Origin of the sequence: Listeria welshimeri serovar 6b str. SLCC5334, assembly GCF_000060285.1 — a bacterium.
Classification (GTDB): domain Bacteria; phylum Bacillota; class Bacilli; order Lactobacillales; family Listeriaceae; genus Listeria; species Listeria welshimeri.
The window spans coordinates 678,517-701,926 of the sequence record NC_008555.1 but is presented as its reverse complement, the minus strand read 5'-3'; the positions used below and the strand labels follow the sequence as shown (position 1 = coordinate 701,926).

Sequence of the window (23,410 nt, the reverse complement as noted above, 5' to 3'; positions counted from 1 at the left end):
CCATCACCTACAATACGACATCCAGAATCATGCCCGTAATCTCACCTATACGATTCAACATGTCTAAATGTCCAGTTTTTGTATCAATTAAATTCATTACATCATCTAGTTCGTTGGTTTGTTGTTCTACTTGTTTTAAAATAGTCATTTTTTGCGAAAAACCGTATTTTGGATGTCTGCTTTCGATATTGTCATAATCCATCACATTATTTACATAAAAATTCAAAAATGTTTGGACTGCTTTTTTGTAACTCAAGACATTATCGACAGTCATATCCATTTCAACAAGTGTTTTTTTATCTGTTACGTTCGTTATGAGTTCGTTAATTTCAGTCAGGGAAGGAGTTAGTTTCTTGCCATTCGCCTTCATTTGTTCAAAATAAAGCTGTTGTGTTTGATTTATTTCTTGCATTCCCCTAACTAAGTTCGTCTGTTTGGACTGCGAAATTTGGCTCATTGAAACATTATTCATCCTTTTTCCCCCGAAAAACTCATTTTCGCTTTCTAAACCTTATTTTTCTATTTAATTATACTGAAACAACCTGAAAAAGTATATATTTTTTCAAAAAATATCTTTTTTAAAATAAAATAATTAATAATAAAATAATAAATATGGCAACTATCATAAAAAATATTGGTTGTTTAGAGACACTGCGGAAATCTTTAACTAATAAATCTAAAAATGACATTTCTTGTTGTGCGAGTAACATCATTTTTGTCATATCGCTTGCAAATTCTGCATCAACACTTCCTAAGATTCGTTCAGTATCTGTAAAACCCGCCTCGATTTCCATTTTTTGAAAAAGTTGTGCGAGTCGTGTAAGTTGGCCTTGCATACGGTCTAAAATAACGGCAATTCCACCTTGCGTCATTTGTCCATCAGCTAATCTTTGTAGTTCTTGAAACAGTTCTGTTAATGGCTTGGTCGCTTGTTGATGAAAAATTTTGATATTGCCATTCGGGAAGGCCCCAATTTGTGGTAAAAGTTGATTCATTAGTTTTAAATATTCACTACCTAATTTCCAAATGTTAATATTTTCTGCTTGTAATTCATACGGCAATAAGTGGCGCGAATGAAACATATTACCAAACTCCCGTAATACTTTAATCATCCAATTTGTTTCCTGTTTCGCATCAACAATTGAGTCTAGTCTAGTTGCATGTTCGATATGGCCTTGGAATTCACGCATCATTTGAATACCCGTTTCCATGTTGCCAGAAGCAATTTGCATCATCCGCAAGAAATCATATTTTCCAGTTGTTTCAAAGGTCAAAGTGGGTAACATTTTAAGCAAAAAGGAAATTTCGTTCATAATTTTTTGATTTGCTAAAAACAATTTTTGATTCGCTGGATTTTCGGAAAAGTATGCTTCAAAATTATGTTGTTTCATTAAAATAGTACTTAATTGGCTGCTAATTTCGCTTCTAACCGTTTGCCATTTTGTCGAATCAGTTGGATTTTTTATACCCGCCCGCATCACATAAAAAATTAAGTCATTCGCTTTTTTTGCATTGTTCATCATTAATTTCATATATAGTTCTAAGCTCGCGGCTGAAGTCCCATTTAGTTGCAAGCTACTTAATTCTTTAAATGAAAAGGATACTGGTGGTGTTTTTGGTACCGCAACTTCTGTATTCATTTGCGCTTTTGCTCCACCTTCTTTTAATAATGGATTTTGTTTAATTAGTTCCCGTTCTAATTGATTGCGATTTTCTGCGGATTCTTGAATGCCATCTATTTTCATTCCGTCCACCTCACTTCTGCTTTTATTTCATTGCTCTATTACCTGAAAAAATAATAACGCCAATAATCATGAGCGCCGGAATCCAAAACGGAATGCTACTTGCTTTGTTTTTTGTTTTGGTTTCCTTCTTGGCCTGCTTTTTTGGAGGATTTTCTTGTGGCTCAACAGATGTTTTAGAGGCTTTCGTTGTAAGTATTGGCTCCTTTTCATCTGGTACTACTAGTGGTGGTGCGATGATTTCTTTATCTACTTTAGGAATCACCGGCTTAATTTCTTGATTCATTTGTTTGGAATAAGTCTGACCATCCCAGTCTGTCCAGTGAAGTATGATTTTTCCAGTTGTTGTAATCTCAGCACTTGTGAAGCTATTTCCCTCACGTTTAATGGGAAATTTTTGGTCATTTACTTCGACAGACAGCGCAGAAATCAATGAAAAATCCGGCTGAACTACTCCTGTTAAAATGCTATTGTTTACTAAATGAACTTCATCAAATGGTTCATTAGTGGAGCGAACAAGCAGAAGCGGATTCATTCCATTAACTTGAATAATTTCGCCGGATAATTCTTTTGTTAAGACGAAACTCCCTTTCCATTCAGTGGCTGTTTTTTTCCATTTAAAGGAAAATGTCTTGCCGTTTGGAGTTATTATTTCTGGAAAATCCGTTGTATATTTGTCGAGAATCAGTTCGATTTGGTTACCAACTTGAACTATTTTTTTGGTATCATTTGTGATGTCCGTACCTTCATAACTGAAACTCGGCTCTTTTGGTTGATACATCTGTATTGTATTTTCTAAGTCTAGCGTGATTTCATTTTCTGCAAAATCCACTAGCTTCAATTGAAAAGTAAGTTTTTCACCGGGTTGATATTTTTCTAAAGGTATCTCACTTTCAAATTTCCCAGTCCAATTATTTTGTGTAAGTTCTATTTCTGTATGGTTTAAACCGCTATTCATAAGTAAAACGGCTTTTTTCACACCTGATTCCGTATCGACTAAATCCGCGGAAACCCGAAGAATACTTGTAGGTAAAACAGCTTCATCATGCGTGATTTCTATTCCATTTAAACTTGGCGGCTGTTCATCTTTTGTAACTTCTGTAAGTTGTTTTACTTGGAATAAATTATCCACAGTCACAACAGGTTCAAGAATATCCGCTTGATAAAATTCAGCACGGTAGCTCCCATCTAAATCCCAATCCGTTACCTTGTAAGTTTCGCCATCTAGCATGCGTTTCTGCCCTTGTTCATTTACTAAGACAATTTTTAATTTTGCCGTGTTTTCGATATGAAAAGTAATTTCTTCTCCAGACGTAAAAATTTGCTGTTCGTGCTCAAGTGCAATCGTACTAGGCTCTGGTTCTGTCGCAAATACTTGAACCGAAAAAAACAGCCAAAATAAAATTGTCATCAGTCCAAGTTTCCACACATTTTTCACCTTACTAACTCCGTCATTTGTATGCCAAAATGATCATCCACGCGAACTAAAATTCCTTTACCAATTGTCACACCATTTAGCGCTAAGACAAGCGGCTCATTCATGCTTTCTTTCAGAATTACCACATCTTTTTCACACCAAGAAATAAATTTTTCGAGTTTTACTTTGGCTGTACCGAATACAACCTCAAGTGTTACCGGAATATCTTCCAAAATTTGTTCCATTTCGGATAGTGTTTCTTTTTCTTCGACGACTGGTTCCACTGGTTTTTCTGGCTCGACAGCAGCTGTTAATGTTGTTGCTTCTTCTTTCTCTGCAACTTCTTTTGCCTGAATTGCGAGCATTAATTGCGCCATTTCTTTAGCGGCAGCCGGGTTAAAAATTTGGTACATTGGTGTTTTTAGTAACCCTTCTACTTCAAGCGGGAAGATGACTTCCACCGTTTTGCCTTCTTCGATATTTTTTTGAATCATTGTATCGCCAAAATTGCAGAATTCCATTGTCGGTGGGCTAATATCTATTTTTGTTCCGAGCATTTCTGACATTGCTGTCGCCGAGAAGCCCATCATCTGGTTCATCAATTCTTGCACTGCACTAACTTCAAGCTCTGTCAATTCCGCATCTTCTTGAACGATTCCGTCTCCCATCATCATTAAATCCGCCATAATTAAAGCGGCATTTTTGCTAATGATAAATGTATTGCTTGAGCGAAGTCCTTCGACAAATTCCACACTTGTTACTAAACAAGGGCGTTCATTAAATTCGAATTCTTTACTATCAATCACACGCGCAGTTGGAATTTGTAAGGAAACTTTACGATTAAGTAGTTTAGATAAAACTGTAGAAGCTGAGCCAATACCGATATTACATACTTCTAAAAAAACATCTAATTCTTCGGCAGTTAAGCTAATTTCTTCTTTGACAGGTTCTGGGTCTATGACTTCATCGCCAAGTAACCTTTTTGCAAGTTCGCGACCTTTGTCGACGGGAATAAGTTGCATTAAACTTGATGTGATTAAGTCACCGATAATTAAATCAAAGCCAACTTTTATCATGGTTTGATCATCTGTGTCTTCTAATTGTTCTTTTAACGCGATCACTTGAATGTCTGGGGTAGTAATATCAATCATTTCGCCAAACATATCGCTCATCGCTGTTGCGGAATGCCCCATCATTTGATTCATGGCTTCTTGCACGGCGCTGAGATGAAGTTCCGAAAGTTCTTCGTTTGGATCAATGTTCCCATCACCCATCATCATTAAATCCGCAATAGCTGCAGCCACTTCTGATTGCAGAACAAATAAATTCCGCATTTCGATCCCTTTATGAAAATTCACTTCTAGCACGACATGTGGAATATCAATATCTTTCGTATTATATAAATCAACAATCTCTACTTTTGGTGTAGAAATAGTGACTTGTTGGTGTAGTAAATCAGATAAGACCGTAGAAGCTGAGCCAAACGAAATATTGGCGATTTCTCCTATCACATCTAGCTCCATTTGCGTGATATTTTCCTTTAGTAATTGCTCCACTTCTACCTCTCCTGCTCTGTTCGCCCGGTATGACGCATAAATTTAACGGCTTTTTGGTTACCACTTTTTCCCATATAACATTCAAATTTCCATTTCTCGGTGACATAGCCTTTGAGCGTATCGCGTATATGGGTTTCTGTTAGAAGTACATCTCCAACTTCTAGCATGTTAAGTTCTTTCCATGTTGTTTTAATTTCACCCACACGAATGCGCGCTTCTTTCTCAACTTGATGTAATTCTTGCTCCACTTCCGCATCAAAATTCCGTCGTTTATCAAATGTGTACTCTACGACATTCTCAAGTTTATTCATAATCTCTTCTACTGAGAAAAATGGGACGCCGATGCGCATTGTGCTAATCCAAAATTCCGATTTAATATCCACACTGACAAGCGCCATCATGTCATTTGGTGACGTTACTCGAAGCAGTGCTGGATTGGTTTCGATATTAACGATTTCTGGTGAGATTGGATGCACCGATTTAAAACTATCCCTAAGCGCTTCGCAAAATTTTTCTAAATTAGATTTCAACGTCAGCTCTTCAAAAACAGATAAAAGTCTGCGCTCGCTTAATTTTCGTTTTGGATTTCCACCTGATAAACATTCGTGAATATAAATGATATAGGCTAAATCAAGTTCAATAATAATTTGACCAAGTTCCGGATTACCGAGATCAATAATGCAGAAAATGTAACTATCGTTCGGCATTGTTTCGATATAGCCGCTCGCAAAGGAAACTTGATCCGCAAGAGTTGCTTCGGTATGAATTGGAATCCGAATTCGCTGAGAAATAAACTCCATACTTTTTTTCGTAAATGCGGAGGCAATTGTCTTTAAGCTTTCGAGGTGTTCAGCACCAAATTTCTCTGGTTTATGAAAATCATAGGGATGAAAGCGCCCAAAGTCGCCAATTTCCGTACTTTCATCGACTACCTTACCTTCACTCATTTGGGAAAGCAGGGCGTCAATTTGTTCTTGACTTAATTTATCGCTCATTTTTTGTCACTCCCTAGCTCTCATGAAGAACTTCCCTCTCCTAATTTGGTTATTTTGACAAACATTTTGCCATCTTTAGTCAAAATTTCGCCGTAACCGATACATTTGCCAGAAATAGTAATTTTAACCACATTAGCTGTGGAATCTTCTAACCGAAAAACGGTTCCCTTTTTTACATCTAACAAACTACCAACTGGCTGTTTTGTGCGCCCTAGCTCGAAGTCGATTCTGAGTGGAATATTATGATTAATTTTCATTTAGCTAAACTCCCTACTGAATCAAGTTCACAATTTGTTTCATCACGTCATCCGCAACACGAATAACTTTTGTATTCCCTTGGAAACCACTTTGATATGTCATTAGATTAACGAATTCGCGAGATAAATCTACGTTGGAACCTTCTAATGAAGAACCGCTAATTCCGCCAGCACCATTTTGACCAGCAACGCCGTATACTGCATCTCCGGAAGATAAACCTGGAACATATTCGCCGTTCCCCATTTTAACTAAGCCGTCTTCATTGGAGAAAGTAGCAACTGCAAGTTGAGCAACGGGAATAACTGTACCATCTGAGTAACTTACTGCAATATAACCTGAATCTGTTACTGCATAATCTTTTACTGTTGCAGCACCTTTTCCATCGGAAGTTGGAGAGAATACTTGGTTTGTCCCATAGTTTGTTAAGCCACTTAGGTTTAAGCCCATATTGACTTGTTTGCCATTTACTGTGGAATTAATTTGAATATTTTTAAGTGCGTCAGGGTTTGTTAATTCGCCTTGCGCATTGTAGTTAAGTGTTCCTGTCACTGGAGGAGTTAAAGCTTTTCCGTCCATTTGGATTTCATATTCGTACGAAACATTGCCGCTTGCGTCTGGTGTAGCAGCTTTCATATTGACTTGAAGTTTATGCTTCCCACCTGCATTATCATATACAGAAAGCTCGGAAGAAATCGTATCTTTTTCGCCCCAATCAAGTGGAATATTACCGCTTAAGCTACCATTTTTTGTTGCTTCACCGGGAATCGCGCTATTTAGCGGGATTTGAATTGGTTGTAAATTGCCGTTTAAAACGTTGCCATTTTTGTCCGTTGCGTAGCCCATTACGTATTTCCCTTGTTGGGTTGTTAAGTAATTGTTGTCAGACACTGCAAAACTACCATCACGTGTGTAAACGATATTGCCACCAGCATTATCGCCAGCAATGAAAAAGCCGCGACCTTGTAGTGCTGCATCCTTATTTCTACCAGTGGATGTCGGAGAACCCGCTGTATAATCTGTTAAAATCGCACCAATTTTTGAACCGGAACCGAAGCTCATTGGGTTTGTCCCAGCATAAAGTCCACCTGCAACAGATCCCATAGTGTTTTGGTAAAGTAAATCATTGAAAACGACGCTTTGTTTTTTATAACCTGTCGTGTTGGCATTGGCAATATTATTTGATGTCACCGATAATGCTTGTTGGAACGCATTCATCCCAGAAATAGCTGTATACATAGTTTGATTCATAATTCACACTCCCAAATTTTTAATTAATTTCAGTTACATAAGTCATTGGCACAAGGCTATCATTATCTTTTAATTTCAGCATGACACCGTTTGTCGTTTGTTGAACGCTTTCGACTTTTCCGCTGATTACTTCGCCGTTTAGTGACACACCTTTTATATCTTTACCGATGAAATTAACCGCTGATTGCAAGGCTGAGTTTTGTGCTTGTTCAGAAAGTTTATCTACGGCAGTTGTCATATTGGCAACTTGCTCCATTAAGGAAAGTTGCGCCATTTGTGACATCATTTCATTCGTATCAAGTGGGCTTGAGGGATCTTGATATTGTAAGCTTGTTAAAAAGAGTTTCATGAAATCATCTTTCCCAAGTGTTTTTGATACGCTAGATGTCACTGCATTATTTGTATCCTGACTTGCTCCAGATAAACTACTAATTCCGTCCAAATTACGTCTCCTCCTCTAAATCAAATGCTTCTTGTTTGGTTCTTTCTTGATGCGGATTTTCGCGTTCTCTCTCTTTCTTAGATTCGCCTTGGTGTCGTCCTTCTGATCCTTGGCCGTTTTCTTTTGGCGCTTGTTTTTCGGACATTGTTACGGCTACTTCCACACCTCGGTCACGAAAGCGATTATGTAAATCTTGCGCCATTTGTTCGAGTTTTTGTTTCGCTGTTTGTTCTTGATATTCGATATGTACAAATATTTTATCAGGCATTTTTTTAAGCAAAACTTCTACTTTTCCAAGTGATTCTGGTTGAATCGCGAAAAAAGCTTTATTTTGCTTTACTTGAAATTTTTGCAACTGTTCGATTTGGTCCGTGATGTTTTTATCGAGTTGTTTTAATGTCACTGGGACTTCGGTTTTTGCGGTTGGTGTGAGCTGTTTAGCCGTATCATGCCAAATATTGCTGGATTCTGCGGACTTTTTGACGGCAACTTCTTCTTTTGCTGTTACCGGTTCTTTAATGCTCGCTTTGAAAAGTTGCACGACTTCTTTTTCTTGAGGTAGTTTGGCTAGAACTGGTTGGTTTTTTGCCACGTTTTCTGCTAGTTTAGGTGATTCTTTTGTAGGCATGATAAGTTCTGGTGGCGGTTGTTGCTCTCTGGTAGCATTTTTTGTGGCTTCTTTCGGTGTATTTGTTACTGGAGTCTGTACAACTTGCGGGGCACTTTCTATTTTGGGTTGGTCAATTGCTTGTTTGGCGATTGCCGCAAGTGTTTCTTTCACTTCTTTCAGCTCAAGTGGCGCATCCGGTAGTTTTGTCTCCTGCTCACCTTCAAGTAGTTTTGCTGAAACGAGTGGTTGGGCGATTGCTTTTAACGGCGGGCTAACTTGTGCTAAGTTTTCCGAGTCTTCCTTTAACAGCGGTGCAGGACTATTTTCCATTAAAAGGGAAATAAAAGGTAGTTCAACTAATTCTTCTGCTAACGTTTCTTTTGGTTCGATCAGTTTTTTTCCGACAAGTGGTTGTAGCAAATTATCTGGGATTAGCATGACTTTCCTCCCTTTTACTTTAATAGCACCATTTTTAAATCGCGTAATGTTTGTTCTTCTCTTTTATTTTCAAGCTGTTGCCATTTCTTTCGTGTGTCATCGTACATTTTTTTCGCTTGTTTTCCTTTTTCCTCAAGCTGTTCTAAGATTTGTTCATTGCTCTTAATGTACTGGCTAATTTGGTGGATTTCTCGCTCCATTTGTTGAATTCGGCTAGGCGAAAAAGCATCTAGTTGCATGCTTCCGGCTAATACCGCCACTTGGAGTCTTTCTTTTTTTGTTCTAGAGTAATAGACTTCTTTTTCGTGCGCTAATTTTTCTGTGACTTTTCCCCGTTTGGACAGTAATAATTGTAATTCTTTTAAAATGGCCATTTTCTCTTGGTCCACTTTCATCTTCACTGCGTTATAAGCCTCTTGCTTCAAATCGCTTGCCTTCTTTCTTTAGTCGATTTCTGAAATAACAATCCCAAAATTCTCGTCCATCAAAATAGCTTCACCGATACCAACTTTTTTTTCGTCAAGGAAGATTTCGACTTTGTGTCCAGGTTTTTTTTCCACTTCAAGGACATCGCCAATGCTTAATTCAGCGATATCCCCGACTGGCATTTCTTTTTTTCCGAGACGGACGATTAAGTTAACGCCAATATTATCCACTTGGCGAATAGAACCTTTTTCGCGTCCTTCTAGGGTTGTTTCTTTCGGTTCCCATTCAGGAAGTTCTACTTGAAATATTTGTTCCATCATGGTCCCTCCTTAAAATGTTTCTAAATTTAAAATTAATACAACGCGGCCATCGCCCAATATCGTTGCCCCAGAAAAGGCAATCTGACTTTCGCTGAAAAAGCTACCAAGTGTTTTTAAAACAATTTCCCGTTGACCGATAATATCTTTAATAATTAGTCCAAAAGTTCGCTTGGCATTTTTGACAACGAGTAAAAGTAGTTCATCCGTATCTTTTAAAGGCGTTTCATGGAAGCACTGACCTAAATCAAGTACTTCGATAATCGTTTCACGGTAATTTATTAAATCTTTGCCGTGAACGTGTTGGATATCTGCTGGGTTAATCGTAATTGCCTCAGCTACATTTGCAAGCGGTACTGCATAGCGACGTTCTGATGTTGCAACGAGCATCGATTGGATGATGGATAATGTCAATGGAATCTCAATTCGGAAGGTCGAACCCGCATTTTCACTTGATTCTACACTGATTTTCCCGCCGATTTTAAGAATCGTATTACGAACAACATCTAAACCAACACCTCGTCCAGAAAGATCAGATACTTGGTCCGCAGTACTGAAACCGGAATCAAATAGTAAATCAAAAATTTCTGCATCGGTCATTTTCGTTGATTCAGCTCTTGTGACCACATTTTTTGTAATTGCTTTTTCTAATACTTTACGTTTATTAATCCCAGCACCGTCGTCAGCAATCTCAATAACAACATTATTACCACTATGGAAGGCTTTCAAGTTAATAGTGGCCGTTTCATTTTTACCATTCTTACGTCTTACTTCGACAGTTTCTGCACCGTGGTCTACCGAGTTACGGATTAAGTGCACAAGTGGGTCGCCAATTTCATCAATAACGATTTTGTCGACTTCTGTATCTGCACCTTCAATTACTAAATCAATTTTCTTTCCTAATTCTTTGGCTAGCGTGCGTACCATTTTTGGAAAGCGATTGAAAACACTATCCACTGGAACCATTCGCATATTGAGTAAGCCGTTTTGAATTTCTTTGGAGATGGAACTGAATCGTCCTAGATGTTCCATCAATTCTTTGTTATTCGTTTTTTCTGCGATTTCATCAATTCTCGCCCGTTCAATGACGCTTTCTTCAAAAACGTTCATTAGCTTTTCGATTTTTTCAAGTTGTACACGAATGGTTTTATTTTCTAATCGTTTGGTTGTTTGTTTTGCGGCTTTTTTGATTGGTTCAATGATTTGAACTTCTTCCACTTCTTCGGTCACTATCACTTTTTCGATTTCAGAAATAGCTAGGATAACTGCTTCGATTTCTTCTTTTGATTGGGCCGACTCTAAAACTACTTCAAAAGTGTGCTCAAATTCTTCTAGCTCAATCGCTTCTCTATCTGGCAGCGTTTCCGAAATAATTCCAATCTCTGCAAGTCGTTCTAAACACATCACTGCCCGGACTGCTTTCAAAATGGCTGCTTCTTCAATTTGAATCTGAATGCGGTAAGTTTTTTCTACAACTAATTCAGCTTCTTGTTCTGGATGTAGGAGTGCTTCTAAGTCGGCTACGGTTTTTGTAATATCCGCAGCGCCTTGTCCGCCGTGCTGGATATCTGAAACCATTGTTTCCAAATGAGATGTACATGTAAAAATAATGTCTACCAAATGCTCTGTTACAGCCAATCGATTATTACGAACCTCATCTAGTACATTTTCCATTGCATGCGTTAAATCAGCCACCTGCTGGAATCCCATTGTTGCCGACATTCCTTTAAACGTATGTGCTGAACGGAAAATCTCACTTACTAACTGTCCGTTCGTTGGCTCTTTCTCAAGCTGTAACAGATTATCATTTAGCGCCTGTAAATGTTCTGACGCTTCTTCTATAAACAGGTCTAACATATTTGTAGTCATGCTACCCATCTCCATTTCTCTACTTAGCTGCTTTTTCTAATGCTTCTAAAACCCGGTCCGCTTGGAAAGGTTTTACAATAAAGTCTTTGGCACCTTTTTTAATTGCATCAACCACCATGCCTTGTTGCCCCATTGCCGAACACATAATCACTTTTGCCGATGGATCTTTTGCCATAATTTGGGCAAGTGCTTCTAAGCCATCCATTTCCGGCATCGTAATATCAAGGGTAACGATATCCGGTTTTACTTCATCATATTTTTTGACTGCTTCTAGTCCATTTTCTGCTTCTGCAACTACTTCAAAATCGCTATCTTTCACGATATTTTTAATCATCGTACGCATGAACATCGCATCGTCGACAATCAACAACTTCAACATAAAATACAACTCCCATTCTTATACCTATAAATATTTTTTAAAAAAATCGCATAATATCATTTTATAATAAAAACAAGACAATTTCTACCTTTTTCTTAAAAAATATCGGTTTTTTATAATAAAATTAATTGAAAAATAATTAATTATCCTAACATTGGCTCTATGTCTTAATTTCAATCTGAAAATATTTTTATAAATAAAAAGAAAAGCCCCTCGTCCGGGGTGACGAGAGGCTAAGGGTAAACAATGTTCGATAAATGAATTTGATATGTTATTAGCTGTTAATTAATTGAGTTAACATTTGCGGTGTTTGGTTTGCTTGAGAAAGCATGCTGATTGATGTTTGTGTAAGAATTTTGTATTTAGTCATTTCGGACATTTCAGCAGCCATATCTGCATCTTCAATAGAGGAAGCAGATGCTTTTGTTGCGATGGATTGGTTGTTCACGTTAGATACATTGTAGCTAAGGCGACTCATACCAGCACCAAGAAGCGCACGACCGTTAGAAATGTTATTAATTAATTCATCAATAGCTTCAGTTGCTTCTTGAGAAGAATCAGCATCAGCAACAGATAATGCACTATAACCAGCAACTGTAGAACCACTACCTAAAGTGATTGTTCCAGCAGAAAGACCTTTAGCATTGAAAAGATCGATATTGATTAAGTCATTCGCTTTATCAGATGCTTGGATGCTTACTTGAGTTGCAGCACCTGTAGCAGTTTGATCTAGAAGTTTAATGTTGTTGTAGTTAGTAGTGTCAGCAACGTGATCAAGTTCTTTGATTAAGCTACCGAATTCAGCAGTATATTGTTTACGATCTTCGTCACTGAATGAACCGTTTGAAGATTGTACTGCTAATTGACGCATACGTTGCAAGATTGAACTCATGGAGCTAAGAGCTGAATCCGCTGTTTGTAACAAGTCAATACCCATGGATGAGTTTTTGCTTGCTGCATCTAAGCCTGTAGATTTAACGTTCATACGAGTAACAACTGCAAGACCAGCAGCGTCATCAAGAGAACTGTTAATACGTTTACCAGATGCTAAACGTTCTTGCGCTTGAGTCATGCCTTCGTTGTTTTTACGAAGATATTCTTGAGTTTTCAAGCTAATGATATTAGTATTTACTTTCATTTGTGTTTCCCTCCTACATTTCGGTTTAGAAAAGACTTCTCTTCTCTATATGCTTTATTATATCTTCATTTTTTTAAAAAATCAAATGTTTTTTATTAAAAATGTAAAAATAAGTTGTTTTTATTTATATAAAAATGAATAAACGCTTTTATATCAACGTTTTTACGTTTTCATAAAATTATTTTTTTAAATAAAATAAAGAAGTGTTTGGACTGAAAAACTTGTCCAAACACTTCTTTTTATAAAACTAGCTCATCTAAAATATTAATAAGCTGATGGATATTTGGTTTGCTTACTTGTGCGTCTGCTCCGACACCAGCACCTTTATGTTCAAGATCCTCTGTAATCAACGAAGAGAAAATAACTACTGGCAATTCGCGACCAATTTCATCTTCTTTAATCACTTTGGTTAAATGGTGTCCATCCATTTGTGGCATTTCGATATCAGTAATTAACAAGTTAACATTTTCAAACGTTCGCTCTTTTTGTTCTTTGAGCAATTTAAAAATATGTTCTTTTGCTTCGCGACCATTTGCAAAGAACTGTAGATTTGTATAACCTGCCTCGTGTAGCGTATCTTCAAGCAATTGTCGTAGCATTTGTGAATCTTCGGCAATAAAAATTGTCTTCTCTTCGCGGTTAACTTTTCGAGTAATACGATCCTCACCAGTCACTGCAAAATCGGCATTTCCACTGATTTCGTAAATAATTTTTTCATAATCAAGTAAAAGTACTAAATTACCATCTAGTTTCACGATACCAACAGCTAATTCTTCTAAACCAATCGATAGTTTCTCTGGTTCTTCAATTTGTTCCCAAGAAATACGTTGAATACGGTGCACTTCATCAACCCGGAAAACAATTTTCATTTGATTTAGCTCTGTAATAATAAATTTGGTGTTTTCTGGTTCGATTTCTGGTAATTTCATTACGCGTGCAAGATTTACGACTGGCATAATTTCGCCTCGAACTTGCGAAACACCCTCAATTGCCGGATTTGAATCTGGTACAGGAGTCACTTCTAGCGGATGAATAATTTCTTTCACTTTTAAAACATTAATGCAAAATAAGTTTTCGCCAACTGTAAATGTAACGATTTCTAATTCATTTGTCCCACTTTGTAGTAAAATTCCTTTTTCTTCTGTCATATTACTGGCCTCCTATCGATTGTTGGTAGCAGTATCTTGAAACACACTCACTTCATCTAACAGTTTTGCTAAATAACGATTATTTGGAAATTCATCCATTGCTTCGCTAATACGATTGGCGCGGTTTTCAGTATCAATTTTGATTGTCCAAAGGTAAAAACGGAAATCCGTACTAAAATTATCTATGCCACGCTCCGCAATTGAAAGTGCTTCATCCATTACATCAGCATCCATTAAGTAGTTGATTAGGTTGATATAGCCTTCTTTTGTCACTTCGTCTGCATCCACGATATTATAAAAATCAAGCGCTATATCCGCAAAATCATATTGGAAAAACAGGTCAGCAATATGGCTGTTAATGCTATCATGATAAACATTTCGAAGCGCTAATAAGTAATCAGCATACTCGCCTTTTCCGAGTGCAATTGCCCGTTCTAATACGAACAAATAGCGTTTTTTGCTAATTCTTGGACCATTTTCAAAGATAAAATTATAAATATCGCCAACATCACTATTTTTCATGACGCGTTCGATTGGTAATTGCGGGTTTTCGTAATGCCATAAACATAAGTCGGCCGCATCAATTAATTCCTCTTTGATTCCAAAAACAATAGCTGATTCGCTAATTACTGGGAATACATTACGAATTGTAGCGATTTTCACTTCTGTTGCTTCTGCGACTGGAGGATACACATCGGTTAGCGACTGAACGATGAGTTCGGAAAGTTCAGCATAACCTTGTTGCGTTGTCATCGAAAGTAAACGTAAACCCGTTTCCGTACTAGAAATAAAGTTATGGCGTTCCATAAATGCAAAAATCTCTTTCGGTTGATGGAATTTGCTCAGTAGCATAATCATTTGGAACATGACACCATAGTCAGAACTATTTTCAGCATAAGCTTTGGAAAAATGAGTCATTGCTCGAGTATAATCTTTTTCCTCTAGATAAATTGTTCCAAGCATTTTATGTGGCATAAAGTTTGTTGCTTCATACAAAACAATGGGTTGATAATCGATTACTTTATTATCAAGTAAACTATGATAAATTTCTTTAGCATCTTCTAATTGATGATGTAAATATAAAATGTTTGCCTTTTTAAGTGGGAATTCTGGCACATTTGGCCAAATGACTTTTGCTTCTTCAATAATTGCCAAACTTTCCTCATATCGTTTTTCTTGTTCAAGTAGTTCGGAAATATGGTAGGCACTCAATTTAGCCCAAATATACTGATTATTATCACGCAACCGAAATGCTTTAGTGAATTCTTTCAATGCTTCTTTTTTATCACCAAGACGATTCATTTCTTGACCAATATTAAAGTGCACAAATCCACTATTTTTATTATTTTTTACTTCTTTTTCTAATAAACGTAAATTGCGGTCTGACTTTCCTTGTTTTTCTACAATTTCCGACATATAACCATAATGGTAAATTTTCACAGGTGCAAATCCCGTTTCAACTGCATGTTTGTCTATTCCTTCCAGTTGTTCATGGATCACTCCGCGGAAACAAATAGTTCCATCATTCTTATAGACACGCGCCATTTGGTTCGTCGTTGTTACTCGTCCTTTTTCTCCTGTAAAACTTATAATTTGTGCCATCTGAATAGGCTCTGTAGGGGCTTTCAATTGTTTTTTTAATTGAAGGTAACTTTCTTCTTCCAAACATTCATCTGCATCAATGGCTAAAATCCATTTTCCCGTTGCATGTTTAGCCGCAAAGTTTCTTGCATCAGAAAAGTTGCCTGTCCATTCAAAATCATAGACAAAATCAGTGAATTCTTTTGCTATTTCCTTGGTTTCGTCAGTGGAACCTGTATCTACAATAATGATTTCTTCTGTAAATTTTCTAAAAGACGCTAAACTTTGTCTTAAAATATGTGCTTCATTTTTGACTATCATACAAATCGAAATTAACGGCCGCATGAATCTTCCCTCTTTCTATCAATTAATTCACTAATTTTATTTTATCGCTACTGGTTCGATGTAATAGATGTTTCTTCGCTTTTGGCAAATCATAAATCATACTTTGTACATCGAACGATTTCGCTACATCGACTGGAATGACATCAGTCGGCTTATCCCCGTTATAAAAACAACAAACCAAATCCATTTTACTAACAATTTGTGCTAAAAATTTCTCATATGTCGACTTTGTAATCACTGTGTCAAAATAACCAAACGATTGATAACTACTGCCTAAACGTTCTAAGTAGTCTATCGTGGATAAAAAAGGTTCTGGTAAACATTCTTTTGGAGCAAAAGTATAAATCGACAAACGAGGTGCCAAATGCTCTTTTTTCAGAAAAAATTGTAATACTTCATTTTCAATTGATTTATAGCAAAGCAAATGAATATGATTTACTGGTGCAAATTTTTCTAGATATGTTTGTATTTCTTGTTTATCATAATCTGTTAATGTATGCGAACCACTTAAAAAAAGTTGCAATCCATTCACCTACTTATCTTCATCAAGCGTATCGCGATTAATTGGTCGCACCATAATTTCAACACGCCGATTTTTTTCGCGATTTGCTGCGATATCATTTTTTGCGACGGGTCTAAATTCTCCGTAGCCGCGAGCACTAAACTCACCTGGGTTCACTTCACTGTTTTCTTGAATAATCGCTTCCATGAAATTCACCGCCCGCGCGACACTTAATTCCCAGTTGGAAGAATAAATTGATGTACTAATCGGAACATTATCAGTATGTCCTGAAACAATACCTTCCATCGTTCCCTTCCCTTGAGCAAATAGTTCCCCAATTTCTTTGGCTATTTCACGTTTTCCTGCTGTTAATTCTGCACTACCCGACTGGAATAAAATATCGTCGCGAATGGTAATCAAAAGCCCTTCATCCGAGTATTTCGTCGTCATTTTTGCTCCTAATCGTTCAGCTGCAATATAGCTATCGATTTGTTTTTTAAACGCTTCAATCTTTTCTTCATTTTGCTTTTTAAGTAGGGCTGCTGCTGCTTTTTTGGCTTTCTCTTGTTCATTTGCATCTTTCTTTTTATCTTGCTCATCCATCGCCTTCAAAACTGCATTCACATTTGGATCATCTGGTCCTTTTCCTTTGGATACATATGCTTGATTTCCAGCCGCGCCTTCCTCCACAATTTTCTTAAACGCATTTCCCATTTGTTCGAATTTTTTTGCATCAACTGAACTGGAGGCAAATAGAACGATAAATAGAGCAAGTAAAAGAGTCAGCAAATCACTATATGGAATTAACCACGTTTCATCAACGTGTTCCTCATGCGGTTTCTTGCGACGCTTGGCCACGCTCTGTTTCCTCCACTTCTCTCGTTTTCTTCCCTTTTCCATTTCGCAGCACATCTTTCTCTTTTGGACTTAAAAAAGATAATAAACGTTCTTCCACAACTCGTGGTGCATTTCGTTCTTGAAGCGCGACGACTCCCTCAATCATCATGTATCTTAAATGCACTTCTTTTTGTGATTTTACTTTTAATTTATTGGCAAATGGTGTCCAAAGTACATAACCGGTGAAAATCCCGAAAATGGTACAAACAAAGGCCGCTGCTATTGCTTCACTAAGTTTGTCTGGGTTCGACATTTCTCCCATCGCATGAATGAGTCCCATTGCTGCTCCAAGTACACCGAGCGTTGGTGCATATGCTCCAGCTGAGGCGAAAATCTTGGCATAAGCAGCATGACGTTCTTCCATACTCGCTACTTCTTCTTCCAAAACATCCCGTAAAAATTCTGGAGAAGACTGACCATCTACAACTAAACGCATGCCTCGTTTCATAAACGGATCTTCAATTTCGTCTACAGAGTCTTCTAGTGCAAGTACACCACTACGTCTGATTTCATCTGCATATTCTTTGTATTGTACAAGCACATCCACTTTGTCTGGCATCTTTTCTTTCGTAAAAAGAATTTTAAATAGTTTTGGTACTACTTTTACATCACTCCACGGGTGTGCCATCATAACTGCTGTAATTGTCCCAAGTATAATGACAATTAAAGCTTCAGCGCTAAATAACATCGCCAGTGATATATTTTGAATCATAAACGAACCCGCAATGACTATCACTGCCAAAACAAGTCCTACAATCGTTGTTATTTCCACGTTACTTCATCTCCCACCTACTTTTTTCAGCGAACTAATTCCACTTCATTTAACCAAAAAGCGACTAACTCATTTTCCATTTCTGGTAAATGAACGAAAAATGCTTTTGCATCAGCTTCACTGGCAAATGCTTGCGATCTGTAATTATCTTCTTCCACACCTTTTAAAGCGAGAAAATAAAATGACTCTAGCCGACCTAATATGACTTCTTTATCCCCGATTTCATAGCCGACTGTTTGTCTAATTTCAAATTCATTTGGTAAAAAAAGTTGTGTTTTCTTTTCTAACATGAGAATTTGTTCAGCAAGTCCAGGTTTGTCCTCAAAAAAAGCTAATTTTTTAATGTTTTCTATTCGTCCCATCTAACCAACTCCATTTCCTTTTTGCTATGTTTTTATGTAGAAAAAGTTATTTAATGTAGCGAGTCCATAATCGGCTGGATTTAAAATTTGCTCTGAACCGCCGATAAAAAGGACTCCTCCTCGCCTTAGTGAGTCTGCAAATTTCTGATATGCTTGATGTTTGCCTTCTGCTGTGAAATAAATCAAGACATTGCGACAAACAATTAAATCAAATCCTTTTTCGTAATAATCCGTCAGCAAATCGTGACGCCTAAAACGAATGGCTTTTCGGTATTTAGGTAAAATTTGATATGTATCCCCATTTTCAACGAATGCAGTGTTTCGTTCTTCTTCGTTAAGTTCTTCCATTTGACGGCTTTGGTATTCTCCAATGACTGCCCGCTTTAAAATAGCTGGTTCAAGGTCTGTTGCTAAAATGTCATAGTGTCTTGTGCCAACCGATCGTTCCATCATAATTGCCAGTGAATACGGCTCCTCACCTGATGAACAAGCCGCACTCCAAACCCGAAGTTTTCCTCTACTATCTTCAAGCAACCTTGGAATCACTTGTTTTTCAAGCACGTCCCAACGATTACGATTTCGGAAAAACGACGAAACATTAATCGTAATCAAACTAATGAACTCGTCTAACAGCACAGCATCCTTTTTTAGATGTTTAAAAAATTCACCAAACGTAAAATATTTTTTCTTCACAATAAAAGACAAGATTCGTCGTTTCATTTGTGTTTCTTTATACAGCGCTAAATCTAAACCTAAGTCCCTTTTGACGACACGAGTAAAGTAAAGATAATCCTTTTCCAAATCTGGAATCATTCTTTTTCCCCTCCCTTAGCTAGGTCGTTACTGTCGAATTAATCCCGTTGCTTCTTTGTCGTACACTTTATCAAACATATTGACGACATTTTTAGAAGCTTGTACCATACGCTGGTTATCCATCAGTTGTACCATCTCAATGCCTAAATCAACATTAGAGGTTTCTAGTACACCGTTTTGAATATTCCCTTGTCCAGCTGGTAAATTAATTGTGTTTATCCCGTTCACATGCAGTCTTCCTTCTCCGTCTTTTACTAAACTGTCCGCTTGGTCAGCTGAAACAAATTTTGTTCCAATTCGTCCTAAATATTGATTCGTATCTGCATTGAATAAATCGCCATTTGCTTCAGCACGGATAGATGTTTTTTGTCCCACTTGAATTGCTTCTCCGGTTGCACTAAGCACATTTGCTCCATCAGATGTTCGTAAAAATCCAAATTGGTCAGAATGAAACTGCCCCCCACGTGAAAGTGAAATTTCTCCATTTTTAGCAGTAAGGAAAAAATTACTACCTTGTTCAGGATTTGTGTCTTGCATAAAGAAATCTCGGTCACGGTTAGTAATATAACTTGAACCAGCCGTTAAATTAATATGTGTTGCAGCTGGTCGAACACCGTAATCAATCGTTCCCACTTGCCTAGCGACAGGACTGTTCTGATAGTTCACCTTATTCCTCGAAATAACTTCACTTGTGAGTTGATCAAATTTAAAACCTGGCGTCTGCGCATTTGCCACGTTATTCGAATGAACTTGAATATGTTGCATATAATTCATCATCCCAGCAGCCCCAATATATAATCCTTTCATTCCAGTACCTGCCTCCTATCCGTTCCAACAAATCGTTCCGCCAACCAACGACTTTTTGGTCTGAAAATATTTTCAGTTATATTTTGCCCGTCAGTCATATAGAGCACCGGCAAATTCGTTTCTTGCATCACCGTGTATAAATCACCAATCCGGGTCGTTTCATCCATTTTTGTAATAATAAAACCATCGATTGGAATTTCTGCTAGTTTTGGTAAAATCGTCATCACATCAGCACTTTTCATGCCAGAAGAAAATGTAAAACAAGTTAAATCTGGATGAACGACATTCGTATATGCCGCAATCTCATTCACCGATTCCTCTGCCAAATAGTTCCTGCCAACCGTATCAATCAAAATATGATCAACTCCACTAACATAAGTCATATACTGCACGGCTTCCTCAAGTTCTGCTGGGCTAGTCGCAACAATAAGCTCCACATCAAGTTTGTCTGCATATCCTTGAAACTGTTCAACCGCACCTGAACGAAAAGTATCCGTTGTGATAAAACCCACTGTGCGATTCTGTTTTAAAAGTTGCCAACCAAGTTTTACAAGCGTCGTAGTTTTACCAACACCTGTCTGGCCAATCAGAGAAATAATCCGGTGATTACTTAAATCAAATGAATCTTCGACTGCTAATTTTCCAGATAAATAGGGAACGAACCAATCTCTGATATCGTCTAAATGCGCTGTTTCCACCTGTTTAAACTGTTTCCGCCCCGCCTGCATAAAGTCCGCCACATAAGTATCGCTTATCCCGCGCCCCTTCAAAAATTTCACAAAATCACTATTTTGCTCACGTTCCTCACGCATTTTCACGGCAAGTTCTCGGTTTAATGCCGCCAGTTCCAGACGCATGTTTGCAAGTTCTTCTTCCTGTGTTTTTCGTTCTTCAAGCAGTGGAGTCGATGCTACGAGTTCTGCCCCCGAAGCAAGCATTTCTAGTAACTTTTCTTTTTTTAATAAATCATCTGTTTTCGGTCTACTTTTCACCACTGATTTTTGAAAAGTTTCTTGGAAGTCTATTCGACCATCTGCTATTGCCACTTCACTCATAATGACCGCCGTCACTTCATACTGTTTCTTAAAAACCCCAAGCTTTGTGACACGCTCATCCGTAATTTTATAAGGTTCATTCGTTACTAAGCGAATTTTTTTATGTATTTCTCGCTTGGAATTCGCCTTAAAAATTTCCATCTTTTCTACTAAATGTTTTCCCATTTCTACGGATTACCTCCCTCATCAAGTTGGTTCAATCAACGCAATTTGTTCCACTTCTGTTTCCGGTGACAGTTCACTAATAGAGAGCACCGGCACATCTAATTGATATCTTTCTAAAACACGTACAAAGCCAAAACGAAAATCTTTCCGCCTTGTTAAAATGACTGGTTCTCGTCCAGTAAGTTGCGCTTTATTCACGGTATCTCTTACTTTTTGGATGATTGGTAGTTCTTTGTCAAGCGCCCAGTTCAGCGCGTAGCCATAGTAAGGTGTGTTGACAATTTCTGTATCCATTTCAATTGAATCTTGTAACAGTAGCGCATAAATTTTGCCATCTTGGTTTTTCGCTTGTTCACATATAACTTTTGAAATCCGCTCCCTAACAAAAGCTGTAATCCCATCTAGATCATTTGGATAAATCGTTTGCCCGTCAATAATCCCTTCGACAATCGTTGGTAAATCACGAACTGAAATACCTTCTTTCAAAAGTTGTCTAAGTACCCCTTGAATTAACGAATAATCAATTTCTTTTTTCTTAATTTCATCAATTAAAATTTGGTTTTCATCTGCAAGTCCGTCAATTAAATCTTTAATTTGCTGGCGCATCAGAAGTTCATGTAAATTTTTCCGAAGCACGACGTCCAAGTGGGTAATTAAAATACTCAGTGGCTCAAGTACTTGGTAGTTTTTCATTTGCGCATCTTCTAACTCACCTGGCAAAATCCAATAACCATCTTCCCCAAAAATCGGATCTTTCGTTGGCTCAGCATCAAGGTCCATCATCACTCCCGGTGTTTTTAGAGCTAGTAAATGCCCCGCTTTCAAAACACCACTCGCAACTGCTACACCTTTTACTTTAATTTCGTATTTCCCTCGCGGTTGAAAGCTCGTATTATCTTTAAAATTAATGCCTGGAACGCCAATACCTAAATCTTGTAAAATAGATTTTCGCATCAAGACGACTTTATCTTTTGCCGTTTCCCCGTTCATTTTTTGTTTCACAAGTGCGGCAATATTTAATCCAAGTTCCACAACGACCGGAAATTTCTCGCGCGCTGCACCGAATGCTTGGTTATGTTCTGCTTCGGCTGAATTCGTTTCTGACTGAATGAGTTCCATTTCTTTTTCCAGTTCCAACTGCTCTTTTTTCTTTAAATTAAATTGCGTTCGATAGCCGATGATTCCAAGCACTACGCCAATACCGACAAATGGAATAGCTGGAAGCGGACTAAAGACACCCATTAAAATAAACATTGCCGAAAGCGTATATACAACGATAGAGTTTTGCATTAATTCTTTGAAAATCCCGACAGCAACATTGTCATCTGAACCATCAAATACTCGAGTAACAATGACCCCAGCTGACATCGCCATTAGTAGTGAACCAATCTGGCTTACGATTCCATCCCCGATTGTTAATTCCGTATATTTAACTGCGGCTTCCCCAAATGAAAGTCCACCTTGAACCATTCCGACAATTAACCCAAAAACAATATTGACAACAGCAAGCAAAACCGTAAAAAGAACGTCACCTTTTACAAATTTACCAGCTCCATCCATTGCCCCGTAGAATTCGGTTTCCATATTCAAGTATGCGCGCTTTTCTTTGGCTTCCGGCTCTGTAATCAAACGTTGATTCAGATCTGCATCAATCGCCATCTGTTTACCTGGTAAAGCATCTAGCGTAAATCTTGCGGCCACTTCGGCTGTTCGCGATGAACCATTTGCCACAATAAACTGAAAGACGATTAAAATAATGAAAATAACAATCCCAACAACAAAATTACTGCCAATAACAAAGTTCCCAAATTGCTTAATTACTTGCCCAGGATCTCCAGTAGTTAAAATTGCCCTTGTAGTTGAAATATTTATCGAAACCCGAAATATCCCCATCAAAAGTAGCAAAGAAGGAAATGACTTCAACTCATTCCAATCTTTAATTGATGTGGCACGCATGTAAACTAACACTGAGAACGCCAAGATTGTAACAAGCACTAAATCCAACACAAATGGAGGTAATGGCACAATAAGTGCAATAACAAACGAGACCGCAATCAAGATAGCAAAATATTTTTTTATAGCACCTAAATTCCCCATTTTGAAACCTGCCTTTTCTAAGTTTAGAAAG

Annotated in this window: 24 protein-coding genes; all 24 read right to left on the bottom strand. The window is 37.6% G+C overall.

The features are described from left to right. Positions 1 to 7: 7 nt before the first annotated feature. A complete protein-coding gene (locus LWE_RS03425; RefSeq protein WP_011701509.1) occupies positions 8 to 472 on the bottom strand; it encodes a YaaR family protein in 465 nt (154 codons plus the stop codon). Positions 473 to 578: 106 nt separating this feature from the next. Continuing rightward, positions 579 to 1,745 (bottom strand): hypothetical protein, encoded by a 1,167-nt coding sequence (locus LWE_RS03420; RefSeq protein ID WP_011701508.1) that lies wholly within the window; start codon positions 1,743 to 1,745, stop codon positions 579 to 581. Between the two features lie 22 nt (positions 1,746 to 1,767). Continuing rightward, entirely contained in the window at positions 1,768 to 3,153 is a 1,386-nt protein-coding gene (locus LWE_RS03415) for a hypothetical protein (protein ID WP_041176418.1), read from the bottom strand. A gap of 23 nt (positions 3,154 to 3,176) precedes the next feature. Further along, the gene (locus tag LWE_RS03410) at positions 3,177 to 4,715 is read right to left on the bottom strand and encodes a flagellar motor switch protein (RefSeq protein ID WP_011701506.1); all 1,539 of its coding nucleotides are present in this window, start codon (positions 4,713 to 4,715) and stop codon (positions 3,177 to 3,179) included. 2 nt (positions 4,716 to 4,717) lie between these two features. Beyond that, entirely contained in the window at positions 4,718 to 5,710 is a 993-nt protein-coding gene (fliM, locus tag LWE_RS03405; RefSeq protein ID WP_011701505.1) for a flagellar motor switch protein FliM, read from the bottom strand. A 20-nt stretch (positions 5,711 to 5,730) separates the two neighbouring features. Next, a complete protein-coding gene (locus LWE_RS03400) occupies positions 5,731 to 5,967 on the bottom strand; it encodes a flagellar motor switch protein FliN (RefSeq protein WP_008947119.1) in 237 nt (78 codons plus the stop codon). A 13-nt stretch (positions 5,968 to 5,980) separates the two neighbouring features. Continuing rightward, positions 5,981 to 7,216 carry a flagellar hook protein FlgE gene (gene flgE, locus LWE_RS03395; protein WP_003721818.1) on the bottom strand — a complete coding sequence of 412 codons (1,236 nt, stop codon included), beginning with the start codon at positions 7,214 to 7,216 and terminating at the stop codon, positions 5,981 to 5,983. A gap of 19 nt (positions 7,217 to 7,235) precedes the next feature. Beyond that, complete coding sequence (locus tag LWE_RS03390; RefSeq protein ID WP_003721817.1) at positions 7,236 to 7,658, bottom strand: flagellar hook assembly protein FlgD; 423 nt, start codon at positions 7,656 to 7,658, stop codon at positions 7,236 to 7,238. A 1-nt stretch (position 7,659) separates the two neighbouring features. Next, positions 7,660 to 8,706: a flagellar hook-length control protein FliK gene (gene fliK, locus LWE_RS03385; protein WP_011701504.1), complete on the bottom strand. Its 1,047-nt coding sequence runs from the start codon at positions 8,704 to 8,706 to the stop codon at positions 7,660 to 7,662. A gap of 14 nt (positions 8,707 to 8,720) precedes the next feature. Then, positions 8,721 to 9,131 carry a hypothetical protein gene (locus LWE_RS03380; protein ID WP_011701503.1) on the bottom strand — a complete coding sequence of 137 codons (411 nt, stop codon included), beginning with the start codon at positions 9,129 to 9,131 and terminating at the stop codon, positions 8,721 to 8,723. Between the two features lie 18 nt (positions 9,132 to 9,149). Continuing rightward, positions 9,150 to 9,449 (bottom strand): FliM/FliN family flagellar motor switch protein, encoded by a 300-nt coding sequence (locus LWE_RS03375; RefSeq protein ID WP_011701502.1) that lies wholly within the window; start codon positions 9,447 to 9,449, stop codon positions 9,150 to 9,152. A gap of 12 nt (positions 9,450 to 9,461) precedes the next feature. Beyond that, positions 9,462 to 11,318, bottom strand: coding sequence for a chemotaxis protein CheA (locus LWE_RS03370; RefSeq protein WP_011701501.1), 1,857 nt, complete (start codon positions 11,316 to 11,318; stop codon positions 9,462 to 9,464). A 19-nt stretch (positions 11,319 to 11,337) separates the two neighbouring features. Further along, a complete protein-coding gene (locus LWE_RS03365; RefSeq protein ID WP_003721812.1) occupies positions 11,338 to 11,697 on the bottom strand; it encodes a response regulator in 360 nt (119 codons plus the stop codon). Between the two features lie 274 nt (positions 11,698 to 11,971). Beyond that, on the bottom strand, positions 11,972 to 12,835 hold the full coding sequence (locus tag LWE_RS03360) for a FliC/FljB family flagellin (protein ID WP_003724427.1): 864 nt from the start codon (positions 12,833 to 12,835) through the stop codon (positions 11,972 to 11,974). A 239-nt stretch (positions 12,836 to 13,074) separates the two neighbouring features. Next, entirely contained in the window at positions 13,075 to 13,983 is a 909-nt protein-coding gene (locus LWE_RS03355; RefSeq protein ID WP_011701500.1) for a chemotaxis protein, read from the bottom strand. 12 nt (positions 13,984 to 13,995) lie between these two features. Further along, on the bottom strand, positions 13,996 to 15,909 hold the full coding sequence (gmaR, locus tag LWE_RS03350; RefSeq protein ID WP_011701499.1) for a transcriptional anti-repressor GmaR: 1,914 nt from the start codon (positions 15,907 to 15,909) through the stop codon (positions 13,996 to 13,998). A gap of 22 nt (positions 15,910 to 15,931) precedes the next feature. Continuing rightward, complete coding sequence (locus LWE_RS03345) at positions 15,932 to 16,432, bottom strand: hypothetical protein (protein ID WP_011701498.1); 501 nt, start codon at positions 16,430 to 16,432, stop codon at positions 15,932 to 15,934. Between the two features lie 9 nt (positions 16,433 to 16,441). Next, positions 16,442 to 17,269 carry a flagellar motor protein MotB gene (locus tag LWE_RS03340; protein WP_011701497.1) on the bottom strand — a complete coding sequence of 276 codons (828 nt, stop codon included), beginning with the start codon at positions 17,267 to 17,269 and terminating at the stop codon, positions 16,442 to 16,444. Continuing rightward, positions 17,241 to 18,080: a flagellar motor stator protein MotA gene (gene motA / locus LWE_RS03335; protein ID WP_011701496.1), complete on the bottom strand. Its 840-nt coding sequence runs from the start codon at positions 18,078 to 18,080 to the stop codon at positions 17,241 to 17,243. Before motA ends, LWE_RS03340 begins: the two co-directional genes overlap by 29 nt. A gap of 26 nt (positions 18,081 to 18,106) precedes the next feature. After that, the gene (locus LWE_RS03330) at positions 18,107 to 18,442 is read right to left on the bottom strand and encodes a DUF3964 family protein (protein ID WP_011701495.1); all 336 of its coding nucleotides are present in this window, start codon (positions 18,440 to 18,442) and stop codon (positions 18,107 to 18,109) included. A gap of 24 nt (positions 18,443 to 18,466) precedes the next feature. Then, positions 18,467 to 19,255, bottom strand: a complete 789-nt coding sequence (locus LWE_RS03325; protein ID WP_011701494.1) for a CheR family methyltransferase — start codon at positions 19,253 to 19,255, stop codon at positions 18,467 to 18,469. Positions 19,256 to 19,282: 27 nt separating this feature from the next. Further along, positions 19,283 to 20,062, bottom strand: coding sequence for a flagellar basal-body rod protein FlgG (locus tag LWE_RS03320; protein ID WP_011701493.1), 780 nt, complete (start codon positions 20,060 to 20,062; stop codon positions 19,283 to 19,285). Continuing rightward, positions 20,059 to 21,282: a flagellar biosynthesis protein FlhF gene (gene flhF, locus LWE_RS03315; RefSeq protein WP_011701492.1), complete on the bottom strand. Its 1,224-nt coding sequence runs from the start codon at positions 21,280 to 21,282 to the stop codon at positions 20,059 to 20,061. The genes LWE_RS03320 and flhF overlap by 4 nt, the downstream gene beginning before the upstream one ends. Before the next feature lie 21 nt (positions 21,283 to 21,303). Continuing rightward, entirely contained in the window at positions 21,304 to 23,379 is a 2,076-nt protein-coding gene (locus LWE_RS03310) for a flagellar biosynthesis protein FlhA (RefSeq protein ID WP_011701491.1), read from the bottom strand. Between the last annotated feature and the right edge of the window lie 31 nt (positions 23,380 to 23,410).

Excerpts from the sequence above, each read along its gene's own strand:
- LWE_RS03425 (WP_011701509.1), bottom strand. The coding sequence starts at position 472 with ATGAATAATGTTTCAATGAGCCAAATTTCGCAGTCCAAACAGACGAAC.
- LWE_RS03420 (WP_011701508.1), bottom strand. The coding sequence starts at position 1,745 with ATGAAAATAGATGGCATTCAAGAATCCGCAGAAAATCGCAATCAATTA.
- LWE_RS03415 (WP_041176418.1), bottom strand. The coding sequence starts at position 3,153 with ATGACAATTTTATTTTGGCTGTTTTTTTCGGTTCAAGTATTTGCGACA.
- fliM (WP_011701505.1), bottom strand. The coding sequence starts at position 5,710 with ATGAGCGATAAATTAAGTCAAGAACAAATTGACGCCCTGCTTTCCCAA.
- LWE_RS03400 (WP_008947119.1), bottom strand. The coding sequence starts at position 5,967 with ATGAAAATTAATCATAATATTCCACTCAGAATCGACTTCGAGCTAGGG.
- flgE (WP_003721818.1), bottom strand. The coding sequence starts at position 7,216 with ATGAATCAAACTATGTATACAGCTATTTCTGGGATGAATGCGTTCCAA.
- fliK (WP_011701504.1), bottom strand. The coding sequence starts at position 8,706 with ATGCTAATCCCAGATAATTTGCTACAACCACTTGTCGGAAAAAAACTG.
- LWE_RS03375 (WP_011701502.1), bottom strand. The coding sequence starts at position 9,449 with ATGGAACAAATATTTCAAGTAGAACTTCCTGAATGGGAACCGAAAGAA.
- LWE_RS03370 (WP_011701501.1), bottom strand. The coding sequence starts at position 11,318 with ATGACTACAAATATGTTAGACCTGTTTATAGAAGAAGCGTCAGAACAT.
- LWE_RS03365 (WP_003721812.1), bottom strand. The coding sequence starts at position 11,697 with ATGTTGAAGTTGTTGATTGTCGACGATGCGATGTTCATGCGTACGATG.
- LWE_RS03360 (WP_003724427.1), bottom strand. The coding sequence starts at position 12,835 with ATGAAAGTAAATACTAATATCATTAGCTTGAAAACTCAAGAATATCTT.
- LWE_RS03355 (WP_011701500.1), bottom strand. The coding sequence starts at position 13,983 with ATGACAGAAGAAAAAGGAATTTTACTACAAAGTGGGACAAATGAATTA.
- gmaR (WP_011701499.1), bottom strand. The coding sequence starts at position 15,909 with ATGCGGCCGTTAATTTCGATTTGTATGATAGTCAAAAATGAAGCACAT.
- LWE_RS03330 (WP_011701495.1), bottom strand. The coding sequence starts at position 18,442 with ATGGGACGAATAGAAAACATTAAAAAATTAGCTTTTTTTGAGGACAAA.
- LWE_RS03325 (WP_011701494.1), bottom strand. The coding sequence starts at position 19,255 with ATGATTCCAGATTTGGAAAAGGATTATCTTTACTTTACTCGTGTCGTC.
- LWE_RS03320 (WP_011701493.1), bottom strand. The coding sequence starts at position 20,062 with ATGAAAGGATTATATATTGGGGCTGCTGGGATGATGAATTATATGCAA.
- flhF (WP_011701492.1), bottom strand. The coding sequence starts at position 21,282 with ATGGGAAAACATTTAGTAGAAAAGATGGAAATTTTTAAGGCGAATTCC.
- LWE_RS03310 (WP_011701491.1), bottom strand. The coding sequence starts at position 23,379 with ATGGGGAATTTAGGTGCTATAAAAAAATATTTTGCTATCTTGATTGCG.